15 protein-coding genes and 2 pseudogenes are annotated in these 18,931 nt (G+C 42.4%); 12 read left to right on the top strand and 5 right to left on the bottom strand.

Annotated features, from left to right (window positions below; genetic code table 11):
* Nucleotides 1-3 precede the first annotated feature (3 nt).
* On the top strand, nucleotides 4-486 hold the full coding sequence (locus tag FED51_RS13790) for an SMI1/KNR4 family protein (RefSeq protein ID WP_053430809.1): 483 nt from the start codon (nucleotides 4-6) through the stop codon (nucleotides 484-486).
* Between the two features lie 77 nt (nucleotides 487-563).
* Nucleotides 564-1,133, top strand: a complete 570-nt coding sequence (locus FED51_RS13785) for a tetratricopeptide repeat protein (protein WP_233443835.1) — start codon at nucleotides 564-566, stop codon at nucleotides 1,131-1,133.
* A gap of 102 nt (nucleotides 1,134-1,235) precedes the next feature.
* Here the strand turns inward: FED51_RS13785 and FED51_RS13780 are convergent.
* A pseudogene (locus FED51_RS13780) lies at nucleotides 1,236-1,476 on the bottom strand (IS1595 family transposase); the annotation flags it as partial.
* A 53-nt stretch (nucleotides 1,477-1,529) separates the two neighbouring features.
* Between FED51_RS13780 and FED51_RS13775 the strand changes: the two are divergent.
* From FED51_RS13775 to lacZ, 10 genes and pseudogenes are all read left to right on the top strand, one after another.
* Nucleotides 1,530-2,645, top strand: a complete 1,116-nt coding sequence (locus FED51_RS13775; protein WP_053430811.1) for a CdaR family transcriptional regulator — start codon at nucleotides 1,530-1,532, stop codon at nucleotides 2,643-2,645.
* Between the two features lie 104 nt (nucleotides 2,646-2,749).
* A complete protein-coding gene (gene glcD / locus FED51_RS13770; protein WP_138090618.1) occupies nucleotides 2,750-4,162 on the top strand; it encodes a glycolate oxidase subunit GlcD in 1,413 nt (470 codons plus the stop codon).
* 47 nt (nucleotides 4,163-4,209) lie between these two features.
* Nucleotides 4,210-5,505, top strand: a complete 1,296-nt coding sequence (locus FED51_RS13765) for a (Fe-S)-binding protein (protein WP_420810281.1) — start codon at nucleotides 4,210-4,212, stop codon at nucleotides 5,503-5,505.
* A pseudogene (locus FED51_RS21400) lies at nucleotides 5,477-5,608 on the top strand (gfo/Idh/MocA family oxidoreductase); the annotation flags it as partial. The gene FED51_RS13765 and the pseudogene FED51_RS21400, both read left to right, overlap by 29 nt.
* Before the next feature lie 218 nt (nucleotides 5,609-5,826).
* Nucleotides 5,827-7,368, top strand: coding sequence for a response regulator transcription factor (locus FED51_RS13760; RefSeq protein WP_053430814.1), 1,542 nt, complete (start codon nucleotides 5,827-5,829; stop codon nucleotides 7,366-7,368).
* Nucleotides 7,352-9,145: a cache domain-containing sensor histidine kinase gene (locus FED51_RS13755; protein ID WP_053430815.1), complete on the top strand. Its 1,794-nt coding sequence runs from the start codon at nucleotides 7,352-7,354 to the stop codon at nucleotides 9,143-9,145. The genes FED51_RS13760 and FED51_RS13755 overlap by 17 nt, the downstream gene beginning before the upstream one ends.
* Before the next feature lie 137 nt (nucleotides 9,146-9,282).
* Nucleotides 9,283-10,560 carry an ABC transporter substrate-binding protein gene (locus FED51_RS13750; RefSeq protein WP_138090614.1) on the top strand — a complete coding sequence of 426 codons (1,278 nt, stop codon included), beginning with the start codon at nucleotides 9,283-9,285 and terminating at the stop codon, nucleotides 10,558-10,560.
* 125 nt (nucleotides 10,561-10,685) lie between these two features.
* Nucleotides 10,686-11,558, top strand: coding sequence for a carbohydrate ABC transporter permease (locus FED51_RS13745; RefSeq protein ID WP_010898873.1), 873 nt, complete (start codon nucleotides 10,686-10,688; stop codon nucleotides 11,556-11,558).
* Nucleotides 11,555-12,373 (top strand): carbohydrate ABC transporter permease, encoded by an 819-nt coding sequence (locus FED51_RS13740; protein ID WP_010898872.1) that lies wholly within the window; start codon nucleotides 11,555-11,557, stop codon nucleotides 12,371-12,373. The genes FED51_RS13745 and FED51_RS13740 overlap by 4 nt, the downstream gene beginning before the upstream one ends.
* Nucleotides 12,374-12,428: 55 nt before the next feature.
* Nucleotides 12,429-15,473 (top strand): beta-galactosidase, LacZ type, encoded by a 3,045-nt coding sequence (gene lacZ, locus FED51_RS13735; RefSeq protein WP_138090612.1) that lies wholly within the window; start codon nucleotides 12,429-12,431, stop codon nucleotides 15,471-15,473.
* Between the two features lie 306 nt (nucleotides 15,474-15,779).
* Here lacZ and FED51_RS13730 read toward each other — a convergent pair whose 3' ends face one another.
* From FED51_RS13730 to FED51_RS13715, 4 genes are all read right to left on the bottom strand, one after another.
* Entirely contained in the window at nucleotides 15,780-16,352 is a 573-nt protein-coding gene (locus FED51_RS13730) for a DUF7010 family protein (protein ID WP_053430818.1), read from the bottom strand.
* Between the two features lie 55 nt (nucleotides 16,353-16,407).
* Entirely contained in the window at nucleotides 16,408-16,797 is a 390-nt protein-coding gene (locus FED51_RS13725; protein WP_053430819.1) for a hypothetical protein, read from the bottom strand.
* Nucleotides 16,798-16,903: 106 nt separating this feature from the next.
* Entirely contained in the window at nucleotides 16,904-17,791 is an 888-nt protein-coding gene (locus tag FED51_RS13720) for a cupin domain-containing protein (protein ID WP_138090610.1), read from the bottom strand.
* A gap of 160 nt (nucleotides 17,792-17,951) precedes the next feature.
* Nucleotides 17,952-18,734, bottom strand: coding sequence for an alpha/beta fold hydrolase (locus FED51_RS13715; RefSeq protein WP_053430821.1), 783 nt, complete (start codon nucleotides 18,732-18,734; stop codon nucleotides 17,952-17,954).
* Between the last annotated feature and the right edge of the window lie 197 nt (nucleotides 18,735-18,931).

The following is an 18,931-nucleotide window of genomic DNA, read 5'->3' as shown; positions in this document are numbered from 1 at the left end:
AAAATGCTTCTCCAAAATACTCTTAATTACTTAAAAAAAGAATCTGCATTAACTATTTTACTTGATGATGGAACAACCACTCGGGTTAAATTTAAATTTAACCAGCCAGCTACAGAAAAAGAACTAAAAAAATTACCGTGTGATCTTCCAAATGAATACAAGGAGTTTTTACTTGTACATAATGGAGCTCAATTGTATGAAGATCTAGAAGATTGTGGTGATGGTTTTGAACTCTTTAGTGTAGATGAAATTCTCTTACACTATAGTTATTATAATGATTGGCCAAAGGGTTGGTTTCCTATTGGCGCAGGGTTTGACGGTGATTTATTGATAATAGCTCCTAACAAAGATAGACAAGGGTATATGTGCTGGATGGAAACGGGTGACTCGTTCGAAGAGCCCAATTATATTGGGAATTTAAAATTTGATGAATGGTTTAATTATTTCTGTATTGCTCAGGGATCAAAGTTTTGGGAATGGTATTAAAAGACCTTGTTTTAAAAGGCTGTTTTCGTAATGGTTTTAATTAATATCATTTGGATATTAAAAAGGAGGGGTATTGCTTGGATTTGTCTAATATTCCATCCAATTTGGATTTTTACTTTGATGATAATTTAAGGGAAGTTCCAGTTTCAACAATTGATATGATTAAAGGCATTGAATTTAAAAAAAAACAGAGTCATAGCCCCCAAGATAATGAGGAAGAATTGGCTAAAACATATGGTCTCATTGGTGTATATTCAAGAATTGTCAACAAAATAGAAGATAGTAAAAAATATCTTAGTTTAGCAATTGAAATGAATATACAATCAGGGAATCATAAGAGCCTGTTTGTCAATGAGTTACGCCTTGCACACACATATCAATGGGAAACCAACTATCATAAATCCAATAAATTATTTAAGAAACTTAAGGAACAGTCAGAAAGCGATACCGAACATAGTAATTATTTGGACTTCGTATATCAGCATTACGGAAAAAACCTATTTGACCAAAGTGAATATCAATTGGCTTTAAAATACGTTAAAAAGGCATTAAGAATCAGAGTGGAAAAAGGGAATAAAGAACTTATCGACTCAACGGAATATGCAATCAATATTTGCAATGAAAAGATAAAGCAGATAAAAGAGTAATTAAGCTATTGCCTCAGGTCGTGAACAGACGTTTTTACAGATTTTTGAGACGCAGAAATAAGCATGTGCTCAACTCGTTTTTCAAATGCAAGCTTTGCCCTAATTCAAGTTACGGCCTTGTGTTACGACAACTGCAATTTTAAGGTTAGAAATAATCCCTCTTTGTTCATCTTTTTCTCCACGTTTTTTGGGTTTTCATAGACTCACGAAAGAGGATTTCGTGACTCCCAACGATTTCTTAAAGTTGATGAAAGCCAAGACTTCCCAAGGCGTTCAAGATTTTATGTCTTTCATTTGACATGAACCATTCAAATTTTATTGAAGGGCTGATGGACAATTGCTTTTCACGTTACAATAGGAAAAACGGCATGGGAAGAGAAAGGGGGCGTATCCATAATGATTCGACCTTCATTAGCGCATACGATTATTTCAGAGGTGCGAAAGCTGCTTGATGAAGATTTGATCGTGGTTGATCCAAGTGGAACGATTATTGCAAGCACGGACAAAGAGCGAATGGGCTCCTTTCACGAGGGAGCTCTCATTTCGTACAACGAGCGACGCCGATTGATTATTACACAAGATGATGAAAGCAAATTAACTGGTGTGAAAGCAGGGATCAATCTCCCTATTTTCTTTCAGGATCAAGTGGTAGGCGTAATCGGAATCACGGGCGACCCTTCGAAAGTTTCTGCCTACGGAGAGCTATTGAGGAAAATGACCGAATTGCTCATTAAGGAGAAATATTATGCAGAGCAGCTAGAATGGCATGCGCGCACGCTGGAAGCCTTCGTTTTTGATTGGGTGCAGCAAAAGGAATGGACACGTAGCTTTATCAATCAAGCGAAGATGTTACATATTGATTTAACGGTTTCTAGGCAAGTGATCATTGGCTATTATGGTCAACACAATAGGGAACGGATTCAACGGGAGTGGTGGATAGATGTTAGCCAAACGTTCACTCGGCAAAAGGATGACCTTCTCGTCCGTTGGGGAAATGATCGGTTTGTGATGCTGCTAGCGAACAAAGCGGAGGGAAAAGAACGTGCGGTCCATTCGATTCAACAAATCCAAAAATACATTCAAAATAAGTACAGACACTCCCTTTCTTTTGGAGTGGGTCAAAGCGTTTGTCCACAAGAGCTGTATCGTTCTTTTGAGCAGGCTGAACGTGCCTTGGCGGTGGCGGTGCGTACTCAATCCATTGTCTTTGAAGAAGACCTTCGCCTAGACATGTGTTTACAAGATGTCAAAAAACAAACTCGGGTAGATTTCGTCCAACGAACCCTTGAACCGATCATGAAAGATGAGGATTTACTTGAAACGTTAAAAACATTTATTGCGCGTAATCAATCGTTCAAAGAGACAGCCGAAACCCTTCATATCCATATTAATACGCTTCACTATCGACTGAAAAAAGTGGAAGACAAGACGGGGTTAAACCCTCGTGATTTTCACGACTTAACGACCCTGTATCTAAGCTTATTCTTTTTAGAAGATAATCTAAAAAATTAAAGTGGAAGCGGATTATTTTTGGTGATGTATCCATAGTATATCTTCTCCTGTTCCTTAATAATGGAGAGTAAGCCTACGACTAAGGCGATAGGAGGAGGATTTATTTGTTAGCAAATGAAGTCAAGGAAAAACTGATCAAGATCGTCGGATTAGAAAACGTGGAAGATTCTCATGTGGAGAGGCTCGTCTATTCTTACGATGCGACCCCGCAGTTTCAAGCGTTGCCTGATGCGGTCGTTTCCCCAAGAAATACGAAGGAAGTGGCTGAAATCGTAAAGATTTGTAACGATTACAACATCCCCATTGTCCCTCGAGGATCAGGCACAAACCTTTGTGCGGGCACTTGCCCGACGGAGGGAGGGATCGTCCTTCTTTTTAAACATATGAACTCTATTTTAGAAATTGATGAAGAGAATTTAACCGTAACGGTTCAACCTGGGGTTATCACGTTAGACATGATTCGAGCTGTGGAGGAAAAAGGTCTGTTTTATCCACCAGATCCAAGCTCTCTCAAAATTTCAACCATGGGCGGAAATATCAACGAAAATTCTGGTGGTTTACGTGGATTGAAATATGGAGTAACTGGAGACTATGTCCTTGCCTTAGAAGTCGTTTTAGCCAATGGCGAGGTGATCCGCACAGGAGGAAAGCTTGCGAAGGATGTTGCAGGTTATGATCTCACACGGTTGATGGTTGGATCGGAAGGAACGCTAGGGATTGTAACAGAAGCAATGTGTAAGCTAATTCCAAAACCAGAGTCTAAGCAGACCATGCTTGCGCTCTATCAAGATATTGAAGCGGCAGCACAAACAGTCTCCAGTATTATTGCAAGCAAAGTGATTCCTACGACACTTGAGTTTTTAGATCAACCGACGTTAAAAGTGGTGGAAGCACACGCTCAAATCGGGCTGCCGACCGATGTTCAAGCGGTACTTCTCATTGAGCAGGATGGCCCATGTGAAGTCGTAAAACGAGAGATGGAGAAAATGCATGCATTATGTGAACAAGGGCAAGCGATTTCAGTTCAGATCGCTGAGTCTGAGGACGAGGCAGAGGCCTTGAGAACCGCGAGACGAAGCGCCCTTTCGGCTCTCGCTCGGTTAAAGCCAACAACGATTTTAGAGGATGCGACAGTGCCGCGTTCTGAGATTGCGAACATGGTAAAAGCGATTAACGAAATTGCAGAAAAGTACGAGCTTACAATTTGCACGTTCGGTCATGCTGGGGACGGTAATCTCCATCCTACTTGTTTAACTGATATTCGCAATCATGAAGAAATAGAGCGAGTAGAAAAAGCGTTCGCGGAAATTTTCGAAAAGGCGATTGCGCTTGGCGGAACCATTACTGGCGAACATGGGGTAGGGGTGATGAAGGCGCCTTATCTCGAACTAAAGCTTGGTGAGGCTGGAATGGCAGCGATGAAGGCTATTAAAGAAGCGCTGGACCCAAATCACATTATGAATCCTGGAAAAGTGTTTGCGAAGGATTGTAGAAAACGGGTGGTGGTTCCACGGTGAAGACTGTACGAGAAAGAGAAACCATTCAGCGGCAATTTCAAGAACGGATGAGTCAGGATGAATTATTAAATTGTATGCGCTGTGGGTTTTGTCTCCCAAGCTGTCCAACGTATATCGAATCAGGCTTTAAGGAATCACACTCGCCAAGAGGAAGACTTGCGGTCATGAAAGCCGTCGTCGATGGTGTCATTGAACCAGATGAGGACGTAGAGCGTTCACTGAATTTGTGTCTTGGCTGTCGGGCTTGTGAGCCTGTTTGTCCATCTGGTGTCAATTACGGCCATTTGCTTGAGGAAGCCCGCGATATTATTCAACAAAACAAAACACAGTCCCTCCCTGTGCGAACCGTTCGCAAGGCTGTATTTAGTGGGCTATTTCCTCACCAACATCGAATGCAGCTCTTAACCGGGATGTTAGGTCTGTATCAACGATCTGGTCTACAAAAGATCGCGCGCAAAAGTGGCATGCTGAAGGTATTGCCAAATACTCTTTCCACAATGGAAAAGGTGTTGCCACCTGTTCCGCGGCTGCGAGAAATGAAAAAACGGCCTACTTTTCTTGCGGCGAACGAAACAGCCAAAAAGCGGGTAGCGTTTTTTTCAGGTTGTTTAATGGATACCATGTTTATGAAAACGAATGACGCATCGATGAAATTATTGCAGTTAGCAGGCTGTGACATTGTCATTCCCCCAGAACAAGCTTGTTGTGGTGCTCTCCATGGTCATAGCGGGGAAAAGGGTGGAGCAAAGGAGCTGGCTAAGCGCAACATCCTTGCTTTTGAGGAACTAGACGCTGATTATATTATTACGAATGCGGGAGGCTGTGGCGCTTTCTTAATGGATTATGGTCACCTTTTGCAAGATGAGCCTGAGTGGGTCGGCCGAGCCCGTCGATTGTCTGATAAGCTAAAAGACATTTCAAGCGTTTTGGTCGAATTAGCATTTCATCAAAAATATGAGCTCACTTTACCGTATCAAGTAATTTCTTATCAAGATTCCTGCCATTTGCGAAATGTGATGAACACATCTTCTGAACCTCGAACGCTACTTCAAGCGATTAAGAATACCGAATACCGTGAAATGAACAATGCAGATAGCTGCTGTGGTTCTGCCGGGATTTATAACATTGTTGAGTCGGAAATGTCGATGAACATACTTGATTCCAAAATGAAAGAAGTGAAGGGAACAGGAGCCACGACGATTGTAACTGCGAATCCAGGCTGTTTACTACAAATGAAGCTAGGCATAGAGCGGGAAGGAATAGCGGATCACGTACGGGCCGTGCATATTGTTGATTTACTGCTCGAGGCAGTGAAAGACGTTAAATCAGCTTGTTTATCCTGATATTCATGCTGGTCTCGAAGGCGTTCGCTGGGTCGAACATTGTGTGCGTTCAGCGGATCAAGGAGGCGTTTGGATTGATTATCAAGAGGTACCAGAGAAATAACATAAGATCAGGCGAAAAATACTAACGGGTAAAATCGTTAGTATTTTTTGATTTTATGACTAGAAGTACCTTTGCAAAAGCAGTTATCCAAAAAAGGCATGTGATAAGATAAAGATAAAAATCGTCCTACATTTCTGAAAACATAATGTTATGGGGATACAGCTAAAATATAGTGACTGTAACCTAGTTGTTCTTATTTGTAAAAAGGGGGAAATGGGATGAAAGAATTGTGCAACGTATTAATAGTAGATGACGAAAAACTCATTCGACAGGGAATCATTAATTTTTTCGATTGGGAGAAAGAAGGGTTTCAAATCGTTGGCGAAGCGGCTAATGGAAAGGAAGCACTTGAACTCATTTCTAAGAACGAGCCGCATATCGTCATGACCGATATTGTCATGCCTGTCATGGACGGGATCGGTTTGGTCAAAAGGGTTAAACGTGATTTTCCGGAAGTTGAGATCATTGTATTAAGTAGCTTTGAAGAATTCGAGTATGTGCGGTCCACCTTTCATAGCGGTGTGGCAGATTATATTTTAAAGCCCCGACTAAATGAGAAAGATCTATTAAAAACGTTGAGTGAGGTTAGAGGGAAGATCCCGGCACTTGTGAAAGTAGATTCTCCTAGTAGGGCAGCCTCTTCCATTTCGGACCAATTCGAGAAAATACTCAATGGACATGCACCATTAAGTCAAGATGATACGGGAGAGGGACGCTTCCCTAAAGGTCCATATCGTTTAGCTGTCATAACCCCTATAGAAGAACAAGACGTTCACAGGAGGAAACAACGTTTGGATGAACGAGAGCAAACAATTACAGGAATTGATGTTGTTTGTAGTATAGAAAAAGAAGGTGATGCTGTTCTTTTGCTTCCATTAGAAGGAGACGTGTCATCTTCCATGAAGCAAGCTCTGGACGATTTCCTAAAAGGACGAGATGGCCATGCCTTATTAGTAAGTTCTCCTTTTTCATCCATTTACGGAGCGAAAGAAGTGTATGAGCGTGATATACCGTTGTTGAAACAGTATTCGTTTTATTTGCCGGACACCCCACTACTTATTTACGATGAGTTGCCCAAGACGAACGAGGGGGTCAAAACGTTTGATTTAAATCATTTTATTGAGTTGTGTAAAGGGCGAAAGTTTGTGATAGGCTTTCAATATTTACTAGACTATGTTGAGTATATGTCGACGAGGTACACCCAATCGAGCACTGAATGTAAAGCGTTTCTAGGAAATATTATCTTTAACATGATCGTGCTCATGGGCAATTTAAAATATGACGTGAAAGAACTAGAACGAGAAAAATATCACTATTTTGCGACGATTAATGCTGCCAAAAATGTGCGGGAAGCAACCGATTGCTTTTATCAGTTTTTAGAGGTAACGAAACAGATTATTTCAGTCTACTCAAATGAAGGTTCTTCCAATATTCAAAAAATGTTAGCGTACATCGAAGAACATCATTCGGAGCCTTTGAGTCTATCACAATTGGCCAACTATTTTCATTTTAATCCTTCTTATCTCTCGGCTTATTTTCGTCAACATCACGATGAGGGTTTTAGTGAATATTTAAATAAAGTCAGAATTCGAAAGGCGCAAGAGTGGCTGAAATCGAGCACGATTCCAATATCAGAAATCTATGCGTTGGTCGGTTACTCGGATCATAGCTATTTTTGCAAGGTGTTTAAAAAGCGAACTGGAATGCCTCCAAGTCGCTACCGAAGGGAGAATGCTGAACATCATGAGACCCCTCATTAGAAAATTTTATAGAATCATTCAAACGAATGATTTGTTTTTTAAAGTGTTTCTCGTTATGGTCGTTAGCATTATCTCGGTGTCGATCGTCATTTCGTATAGCACGATTCAAGTATCGCAAAATCTGTTTATGGATACGTTTACGATTACGAATACAAAAGTATTAAATCAAATGAAGTCAAGGCTGGAGGCTTACAGCTATGCTGTAGTGAACACGGTCAACAGTATGCAGACGAACGGAACGATCAAACGAGTGTTAATGGAGGAGCAATTAAACTCTATTGAGACGGCTAAATTATACTATGAAATGACGAAGCAAATGGAGTCAGTTTATACGGAGGTAGCCTCTTATGGGGCCAATATGATTGTCATTGGAAAAAACAGCAGGCTGTTTAATATGAATTACTCTAATTGGCCGGTTACTTGGGAAGAACTACAACATCATGCTGTGACAACGGAAGCGTTGCAATCCCCCAACCAGCTGCTGATCCAATCTACAAGTGAGAACGGGGAACCGATGATTGTTGCCGCCAAAGTGTTGTTGGAACGGTCGACAGAAAATCGGTACGGAATTGTTTACATTTCGATACGTGAGAGGCAATTGCGAGAGTTTTACGAAGGGTACACGACAGAAGGAAATAAAATTTTAATCGTAAATGATGAAGGACAGATTATTTCAAGTAATGACCAAACGATGATCGGCGTGACAGATCAAGCGTTATTACACGTGTCGCGTGAGATGAGTGAGCTGGGACTAGAGTACACGGATGTCCATGTATTTGATAAAGATTATATGATTCTATCGGAATACCTTCCGACGTTTAATATGTACCTTATCAATTTAGTCGATAAAAGAATGATCTCTGAAAATTTGCTAAGTAAAAAGGAAATCTATTTCATTATTATCGGAATCATCGTCTTGTCGGTCTTTATCATTTTTATTCTTTTAAGAAGAATGACCAAATCGTTAACGAACGTCGTTGAGCAAATTTCAAATATGGCCAAGTATCATTTTAAACGCCCGTTAGTAGCTTCCGGTGGTTATGAAACAGAACAAATCGCAAACGCCTTTAACGACATGCTCCGTGAACTACAAGAATATGTGGACCTTGTCGTTGAAACGGAACAAAAGCAAAGAAAAGCGGAGCTCAAAGCATTACAGCATCAGATCAATCCTCACTTTTTATACAATACGTTAACGTCTGTAAAGTTTATGGTTCAGCAAGGGGATAAAGAAAAAGCAGCAGAAACGATCCTTGCGTTAATTACGCTACTGCAAAATGCGCTAGGCCATATTAATGAAACGATCACCGTTGAACAGGAGCTAACGATCATTAAAAAATACGTCTTGATCAATCAAGCAAGATACGGGGAGCGTATTAAAGTCCATTATTTCGTATCGCCAGAATGCTTGCCTTATCAGATGCCAAAGCTTGTCCTCCAACCATTTATCGAAAATGCATTTTTCCATGCGTTTAATAAAAAGAAAGAAGGCTTTATTCAGGTGATGGCGGCTGTGAAGGACGAAAAGCTTCTGTTTGAAATTGTTGATAATGGGGATGGGATGGATTTGGAGAAGGTGAGCTTGTCAAGTCGCTATCATGGAAAGCGCCAGTTGTTTCACGGGATCGGAGTGCGTAACGTCCATGAGCGGATTCAATTGCTTTACGGAAAAGATTACGGTGTTGAGATGACTAGTAACATTGGGAATGGTACCGTCGTCCATGTCATTTTACCCCTTCTTACAAATGAGTTATCTAAGAAAAGTACAATTTTCTAAAGATCGTACAAATGCTGCTGATCATGTTCTAAAAATAGTGAAACCACGATCTAAAAATGTTTCTATCGGTCTGTTATGGTCGTGAGGTATCATTTAAATCAAGTTAGTAAGCGCTTTCAAGAAAAAGGGGGATTTAAATGAAAACATGGAAGTGGCTCATCTTGTTGCTAGGTACCCTTCTCACGATGTCTGCCTGTTCAGGTACCGAGTCAAGGGGCGAAGGGGAGATAACAGAGGTAGATAAAATCACCGCGTGGGCGTGGGACCCTAGGTTCAACATTGCCGCATTGGATATGGCGGAGGACTATTTTGCCGGAGAGACTGAGCTGGAAACGATTGAAAATGCCCAAGATGACATCATTCAAAAATTAAACACGGGCCTTAGTTCCGGAACAATGAAAGGGATGCCGAACATTGTTTTAATTGAAGATTATAGGGCACAAAGCTTTTTACAAGCCTATCCGGACGCTTTTTATCCGTTAGATGATTATATCAATCCTGATGAGTTTGCAAGCTACAAAGTGGCAACCACGAGTCTTGACGGGAAACAATACGGCGTGCCGTTTGATTCGGGTGTCACAGGCCTTTACGTTCGAACCGATTATTTAGAAGAAGCCGGCTACACAGTAGACGATGTGACGAACATTACATGGGAAGAGTATGTGGAAATCGGAAAAGCAGTGAAAGAAAAAACAGGAGTTGACATGATTACTCTTGATCCAAATGATCTAGGGATCGTTCGTGTCATGATTCAAACGGTTGGATCTTGGTATGTGGAAGAGGATGGTACTACGCCTGATATCGCCAACAATGAAGGGCTAGCCAAAGCATTTGAACTCTATAAACAGATGATGGAAGAAAACATTGTGAAAATCAATTCCGATTGGAGTCAGTTTGTGGCCGCCTTTAATAACGGAGAGGTCGCGACCGTTCCGACCGGGAACTGGATCACGGCGAGCGTTAAAGCGGAAGAGTCTCAGGCTGGGGACTGGGCGGTTGTCCCGATTCCGCGATTAGACATGGAGGGGGCTGTCAACGCCTCAAACCTAGGTGGAAGCTCGTGGTATGTCTTAAATGTGGACGGCAAGGAACAGGCAGCTGCATTTCTTGCCGATACGTTTGGTGCGAATACCGATTTTTATAAGCAACTCGTAAAAGAGATCGGTGCAATCGGTACGTATCTCCCGGCACTAGTAGAAGACGATTTTTCAAGTGAGGATGAATACTTCGGTGGTCAAAACATCATCCAAGCGTTTTCAAAATGGACGGACGACATTAAGGGCGTCAATTATGGAATGCACACATACTCAATAGAAGACATTTTAGTTGCTGCCATGCAAGATTATTTAAACGGTAAAGAGCTTGAAGACGTATTAAATCAAGCCCAATCGCAAGCGGAAGCCCAACTGAAATAGGAACGCCTATAGAAGCCATGAGTCGTCGCCATTACGTTTTGTCATTCCTTTGCTGGCGCGACTCTGGCTTATTTTTGCACTTAAAGAAGTGGAACGTCACGATTCAAATTGGGAGGAGTGAAACAATGGGGAGAGGCATGAACAGACAAAACACGGGCTGGCTCTTTATCAGTCTAGCAGTAGCTGCGATTACGATCTTTTATTTTTACCCAATGCTTCAGGCGCTGCTATTATCGTTTCAATCAGGAATGGGGGCCAATCTCGAATATGTAGGATTGGCTAATTATATACGTTTATTCAATGACCCTACGTTTTTGACGGCGTTAAAAAATACGTTGCTCTATTTACTCATTCAAGTTCCGCTAATGATCGTTTTGGCGCTGATCTTTTCGGTTCTACTGAATGATGCGACACTAAAGTTTCGGAGTTTTTTTAGAATCGCCATTTTCCTTCCGTGTGTGACGTCTCTCGTCGCATACTCCGTCATATTCAAATATTTATTTGGCATGGACGGACTTGTCAATCAATTTTTGCTTAATGTTTCGCTTATCTCAGCGCCGATTCAATGGTTATCTGACCCTTTTTGGGCGAAAGTGACGATCATTGTTGCGATAACATGGAGATGGACAGGGTACAATATGATTTTCTATTTATCCTCTCTGCAAAATGTAGACCAATCTATTTATGAAGCAGCGAAAATCGATGGAGCTACACCCTTTCAGCAATTCACGAAAATTACGATTCCTATGTTGAAGCCGATCATTTTGTTTACATCTATCACATCGACGATTGGAACGTTGCAAATTTTTGATGAGGTCGTGAACATTACGAATGGGGGTCCGGGAAATGCTACTCTATCAATTTCACAGTATATTTATAACCTATCGTTTGAATATACCCCAGATTTCGGCTATGCCTCTACAGTCTCCTATGTGATTGTCATGCTAGTTATTGTCTTGTCGATTGTTCAATTTAAAGTGGCAGGTGAGAAAAAATGAAGCGAGCGTTTATCTATTTATTTTTAAGTGTATCTTCGTTCATATGTATTTTCCCATTCCTATGGATGGTCGTTAGCATGACCAACAAATCGATTGATGTTACAAGAGGACGACTTTTACCTGGTAGCCACTTGTTTGAAAACATCCGCACGTTGTTTGAAACCGTTGATATCGTATCAGCGTTACTTAATTCAACCATCATCGCTTTGGTTACAACATTTTTAACCTTGCTGATTTCCTCCATTGCTGGGTATGGATTTGAAATCTATCGTAGTCCGGGAAAAGATCGGGTGTTTACCATTTTATTGTTATCAATGATGATCCCGTTTGCATCGATTATGATTCCGCTGTACCGTCTCTTTGGCAGTGTGACGAATACGCTTCCTATGATCGGGATCGATACGCTCGCGGCCGTAATTTTACCAACTATTACGACAGCCTTTTTCATTTTCTTTTTTCGGCAAAACACAAAAATGTTTCAGAAGGAGCTCATTGAGGCGGGACGAATCGATGGCCTAAGTGAACTTGGCATTTTCTTGCGAATTTATGTTCCGTCCATGAAAACGACATATGCAGCTGCTGCGATCATTGCGTTTATGACGAGCTGGAATAATTTTTTATGGCCACTAGTCATTTTGCAGTCACCCGATAAAAAGACGATCCCTTTGTTGATATCGAACTTAGGAGCGGGTTACGCGCCAGATTATGGGGTGATCATGACGGCTATTGTCATCGCCACTTTACCGACAGCGCTCGTCTTTTTCCTCATGCAAAAACATTTTGTTGCCGGAATGATGGGCTCGGTGAAAGGATAATTGATAGTAATAGAAAATATATAGAACTAGTAAATGATGAAGGAAGTGATCTCTTTTGAAAACGCACTCAAACGTAAGCTGGCTTCGCGATGTGAATGTATTTGCCGTCAATCGGCTTCCGGCCCATTCTGATCATGTATATTATGAAACGGTGGAAGAAGCGAAAAAAGAACCGCCAATGTCCATGCGCCATTCGTTAAATGGCCATTGGAAGTTCCATTATGCGATCAATCCGAATACTCGGCCAAAGGAGTTTTACCAGCTCGGTTTTGATTGTAAATGTTGGGACGATATTCTCGTACCTGGGCATATTCAGCTACAAGGATACGGGAAGCCCCAATATGTGAACACGATGTATCCATGGGACGGTCACCACCACCTTCGCCCGCCGGAAATTCCGGAAGATGATAATCCAGTTGGCAGCTATGTCAAGTATTTTGATATTCCGAATAACATGTCGAACCACCCTCTCTTTATCTCCTTTCAAGGGGTGGAAACAGCGTTTTACGTTTGGCTCAATGGGGAGTTTGTTGGCTATAGTGAGGATAGTTTTACGCCGGCAGAATTTGACCTGACCCCGTATGCTGTGGAGGGGGAAAACAAACTATGTGTTGAAGTGTATCAACGTTCGACTGGTAGCTGGTTAGAGGATCAAGATTTCTGGAGATTTTCTGGTATTTTTCGCGACGTCTACTTATACACGATTCCGAACATCCACGTATATGACATGCACGTTCGCGCCGAGCTAGACCGTTCGTTGCAAACAGGTATCCTTGAAACAACACTTGAACTAAAACGATCCCAAGAGAAAGAGGTGATGATCGTTGCTGAATTATACGATGCTGAAGGAGCGGTCATTGCAACGACGGATATAAAAACGAATCATGATCAAGCGACTGTGTCCATGAGCGTAGATTCGCCAGCATCATGGAGTGCGGAGGATCCTTATTTATACAAGCTGTTTTTGAAACTATTTAATGAAAAGGGGACATTAATAGAGGTCGTCCCACAAAAGGTTGGATTTAGAAGATTTGAACTCGTAAATAACATCATGACTTTGAATGGCAAGCGGATTGTCTTTAAAGGCGTGAACCGCCATGAGTTTAATGGGCGAACAGGGCGTGTCGTGACAAAAGAAGACATGCTTGAAGACATAAAGACGATGAAAAAGCATAACATTAACGCCGTTCGTACTTCTCATTATCCGAACAATAGTGAGTGGTATCAATTGTGCGACGAGTATGGTCTCTACGTTATTGATGAGATGAATTTAGAAACCCACGGCTCGTGGCAAAAGTTAGGGAAGATAGAGCCATCCTGGAACATTCCTGGGAATCATCCAGAGTGGGAACCGATCGTGATGGACCGAGCCGTCTCCATGTTTGAAAGAGATAAAAATCACCCATCGATCCTTATCTGGTCGTGCGGAAATGAATCGTATGCAGGCGAGGTTATTCTGAATGTGAGTCGCTATTTTAAATCGGTCGATCCAAGCCGTCTCGTACATTATGAAGGTGTCTTTCATGCGAGAGCTTATGACGACACGAGCGATATGGAAAGCCGAATGTATGCAAAACCAAAAGACATTGAGGACTATTTAACGAACGATCCGAAAAAGCCGTACATTAGCTGTGAATATATGCATGCGATGGGGAACTCTTTAGGTGGCATGCACAAGTATACAGAGTTGGAACAGAAATACCCGATGTATCAAGGAGGCTTCATTTGGGATTATATTGACCAAGCGCTTTTGAAGAAAGATCGCTTCGGGAAGGACTACTTTGCATACGGCGGAGATTTTGGCGATAGGCCAACAGACTATCACTTTTGTGCAAACGGCATTGTATATGCTGACCGGAAGCCGTCACCAAAAATGCAAGAAGTGAAGTTTTTATATCAAAACATCAAGCTAATGCCAGATCGCGAGGGAGTGCTCGTGAAAAATGAAAATCTGTTCACCGATACATCAGCTTATCAATTAGAGTATGCATTATATAGGGAAGGGACAGAGCTCTATCGGAAAAAGCAAGATGTATCTGTAGCCCCGCAGGAAGAAATGTACTTTTCGTTTGCTTGGCCTGAACAGGGGATGAATGAACCTGGAGAGTATTGCATCCACACAATGCTTACTTTAAAGCAGGACCAACTGTGGGCTGAGAAAGGACATGAGGTTGCGTTTGGTCAGCATGTATACCGGATGGGAGCGATCGAAAAAGAAAGGAACGCAAGAGGAGCACTTAAGGTTGTGCATGGTGATGTAAACATCGGCATCCATGGGGAAGACTTTTCCGTCCTCTTTTCCAAAGCGGTTGGGAGTCTCGTGTCGCTTCACTATGCGGGCAAAGAAATGATTGAGCAGCCACCGATGCCACTTTTCTGGCGAACAACGACGGACAACGATAAAGGATGTTCCCAGCTTTATCATTCGGGCATTTGGTATGCGGCAAGTTTAGCGAGAAAATGCGTGAACGTGGAGGTCGAAGGGAAAGATGAATATGTATCGGTTCTTTTCACCTATCATTTTTCCATAAGTGATCGAATCGAAGTAAAGGTCGGTTATACGGTGTTTCCAGACGGCAGCCTCCGGATTCGCTCCGCGTATGAAGCCAGCAAAGGAGACGAAACCTTACCACAGCTACCGATCTTTGCCTTATCCTTTAAACTACCAGCCGATTATGAGCAATTACAATGGTACTCGTTAGGTCCGGAAGAAAATTATGCAGATCGCGCAACAGGGGCAAGGCTTTGCACATTCAAAAACAAAGTGGAAAACAATCTCTCACAATACGTGACCCCGCAAGAATCTGGAAACCGAACAGGGGTCCGCTCCGTGAAAATCCTCGATGCAAACGGGCAAGGGATCGAGGTCCGTTCGGTGGAGGAGCCAATTGAATGCCAAATCTCCCCTTACACCGCATTTGAGCTTGAACAGGCAAGCCATCCATATGAGCTGCCAAACGTTCATTATACGGTTGTGAATGTGGCAGGTAAACAAATGGGTGTTGGAGGAGATGATAGCTGGGGGGCACCCGTTCACGATGAATATGTGCTGAAAGCAGATCAAGATCAAGAATTCGTGTTTGATATCAATCGAGTGTAACCGTGCAAATGGTAGGGGGGGTTGTCAAAGCTGAACTTGTTGTGTAACTATGCGGTAATCATCATTTACTAAATGATGCACCAAAAAAGTTGGTAATGACGATGAAAACAACGAATGTCTTTTTTACTCCCGGTGCTACTCGTATTATTTGGCTGTACGAGTACAGTATTAGAAGGGAAGATGTTGAATCTTGGGACAGCAAAGTCTGAGCATACGTCATCGGGGAACCAACTTAATTTCTTAGCGGAAAGGGGCTGCCCATAAGTCAATCATTTTGACTTATGGGACAGCCCTTTTTTGGTTTATTTACATTCCTTGACTTGTCCCAAAGGTAGTGGTTGACGATTTTTTCTTGTAATCTGCGAATAACCAAACACTTAAAAGGAGTAAAAGCAACGTCATTATCAGTGGGATGAGCCATAGTTTCGTCAGGTCAACGGTCCAGCCAATAATTACGATCACGATGGAGATAACAGGGGCCATAGCAGAGTAGGCTCTCGCTCGATAAAACCAACCATAAGGGAAAAAATGGGCTCCTGTTATTACAGCGAAGAAAATGATCATTTCTTTTGGGCTTTCGATAAAAGCCCAGAAAACGATAGGAAAATAGATAAATTGGGCAACGTTTAAGGTCAAGCCTAGCTTGTTTAAAGGGTTCTTTTCTAATTTCCAATCAGCTTTCATGATGGATGAGATGCCAACAGCTAACGGGAACAACAGCCCTGTCATCGCTAGCATGAAGATGTTCTTCGTTTGAAGTGTGAATGGTAGAAGAAAAATGAACGTGATCAAGAACCAAACGACTGTACCTGAAAGGATAAAGCCGAGGCCATTTTTTGCTTTAATCGATGCATCATCTCTTAACTCATGAATAGTCAACGTTTAAGCCCCTCTCTAAAGTGTGCACACTTATAATTTTTAATGTGAAGCAGCTTTACATATTCGTCGGATGCTGTCTAAATCCTTCAAGCAAAATTTCCAAGGTTGTCATGAGTTCAGTTACGGGCTTTTGTGGATTTTCTGCCAGCCAGAGGGCTGCTTCATTCATAGCCCCTGAAAGACAATGGGTCAACGCATCGATTGAGACAGGGAGTAATTGTCCATGCTCTTGCATAAGTTGTAACTGTTCTCTCAAGGAGTTCATTGAATATTTCTGATCCATCATTCGAAACGTATCCCAACCTAGGACAGCAGGACCATCAATTAATAAAATACGATGATTTTGAGACTCTACTGCCGCTGTAAGAAATGCACGGCACCCATTAACTAACTGCTGCCACATATCTTGGCTATTTGCTGCTTCTTGCTCTACACGGTCCCCCACCTCTTAAAATGGCCTTTCCAATCATCATCAATAGGTTTGTTTAGGAAGAATCAAAAAAGGCACACTTTGCATTGTGAAAAGTGTGCCTAGGTTGTTGGAAAGTCTTTTACAAATGATGGTGTTCTTCAGCTGCCATCGCGATCGCCTTCGTTTCATGCACGGTACCGTGTGGGTGCTCAGGGGGAGCATAGATGGAGTAAAGTTTAAGTGGCCGATTGCCAGTGTTTCTTACGTTGTGCCACGTTCCGGCAGGGATGAGGATCGCATAGTCGTCAAAGACTTCCTCTTGAAAATGCAAATTGTCTTGGCGGTGACCCATTTGCACGAGGCCACGACCTTCTTCTACACGTAAAAATTGATCAAGATGCGGGTGGATTTCAAGGCCGATATCTTCACCCACTTGAATACTCATCAAGGTGACTTGCAAATGGTCCCCAGTCCATAACGCACGGCGGAAGGCTTGGTTTCGCTTCGTCTCATCCTCAATGTTCACGACAAACGGTCTCGGTCCATGGTCCGTTACACGGTGATCAGCTTCTTCATGTAGCGAGCGATAAAGCCGAGTGGTGTTTTCGTGTTCCGTATTTAAAGCGGTCCAAAAGGCATGCTGTACGTGTGGGTTCTCGGTAAGGGCACTGCTTCTTTCATATTCCTCATACCCCTCCACTTCTATTTCATACGCTTTTTGCAACCCTTCGTGGAAACGATAAAAAGAAACGTCATCGACCTCCATTTGAGGCTGTTGACCTGTGAGGATCCTATAAGCATTCGTAAATTGAGTCAAAGAAGCTTGTTTGTTTTCTAGCGCTTGGCGGATGTCATGCTGATGCTGTTCACTTGGTGCTTCATCCGCTAATCTCCGATAAAGCTCGATGGCAGTAGCTTCTCGTTTAATTCCAGCTAAGATGGCTTCTGCAATCTGTTGATCGTATTCTTCTTGCTTTCTAGCGTACAGATTAGAATCGGGCGCGCCATAAGGATACAGATTATTCATGCTGCTCATTCCCTTCAAGAGATTGGTCCGATTTAGCATATGCGTATGCCTAGAGAATGTGGCTTATCCTGTAAGATATCTACGAAAAGTAACAATAAATATCCTGTAGAAAAAGGGGAAGACGTTAGTATTTACAACGATCTTATAACACCTTCTCTCGTTAAGAGGGAATAAATTGCTTCCGTCGCATCCACTCACGGAGGACGGCATTGCATTCATGAGGAGCCTTTGAAGGAACTTGATGTTTTACGCCTTGAATGTAGACGATCTCTACGTCGTGGACGAGCTCACGGAAACGCGTTTGGTAAGGCTGGAGATAGTGATCGTTTGCCCCGTAAATTAACAACAATGGAACGCGTAATTGATGAAGGCGGTCTTCACTACTATAATGCAATCCAGTAGTATATTGATCGGCGAGCATTTGTGGATCTGTCTTCATGATCTCGGCATAAAGTTCATTTGCCGCTTGTTTGTCGGTAAAATGATTTTTTGCGAGGCCTGAGGCTAGAAGGGGCATCAGTTCGTTGCGTGCCGCCCATATGCCTAGTTTGTATTCTTTCTCGAGCAAAAAGTTTTTCACGGCAAAATAGCCGCCAATCAAAATAACACCGGCTGTTCGTTCCGGATAGGTGAGGGCAAATTCCTGCGCGATCGCAGCTCCGTTCGAGTACCCACAAACAATCGCTTTTCTTACGCAATTTGCATCGAGTACCCGTTTCACATCGTAGGCAAGCTGTGTCATTGTCATCGGCTCAGTGCTCCGTTCACTTTGGCAATCGCCTCTCACGTCAAACGTAATCAGCTTACATTGATCCATTAATGGGACTTGATAACGGAAGGTAAGATGCCCTACACCTGGAGGAGGAATAAAAATAATCGGTGTCCCTTTTCCGATCGTTTCATAGTAAATCGCTGGTTGCCCTTTTTCTTTCGCAAACGGCATAGTTTTGCCTCATCTCCTTAACAGAAAGTAAAAACAGATTCCTTTTTATACTATCCCCAAAAAAAGAGTGAAAAAACAGGGCGCAGCCAACTGATGAATGTTTCGCCACAGGTTAGTGAACGACAAACGATAGATTAAACGTGAACTGGAAAAAGGAAGGAACATGGACCTCCAGAGTAAGTGGATTGTTGATTGAA

It is taken from the genome of Halalkalibacterium halodurans (genome assembly GCF_005671335.1).
Classification (GTDB): Bacteria; Bacillota; Bacilli; order Bacillales; family Bacillaceae_D; genus Halalkalibacterium; species Halalkalibacterium halodurans.
This window is presented reverse-complemented; position numbering and strand designations above follow the sequence as displayed.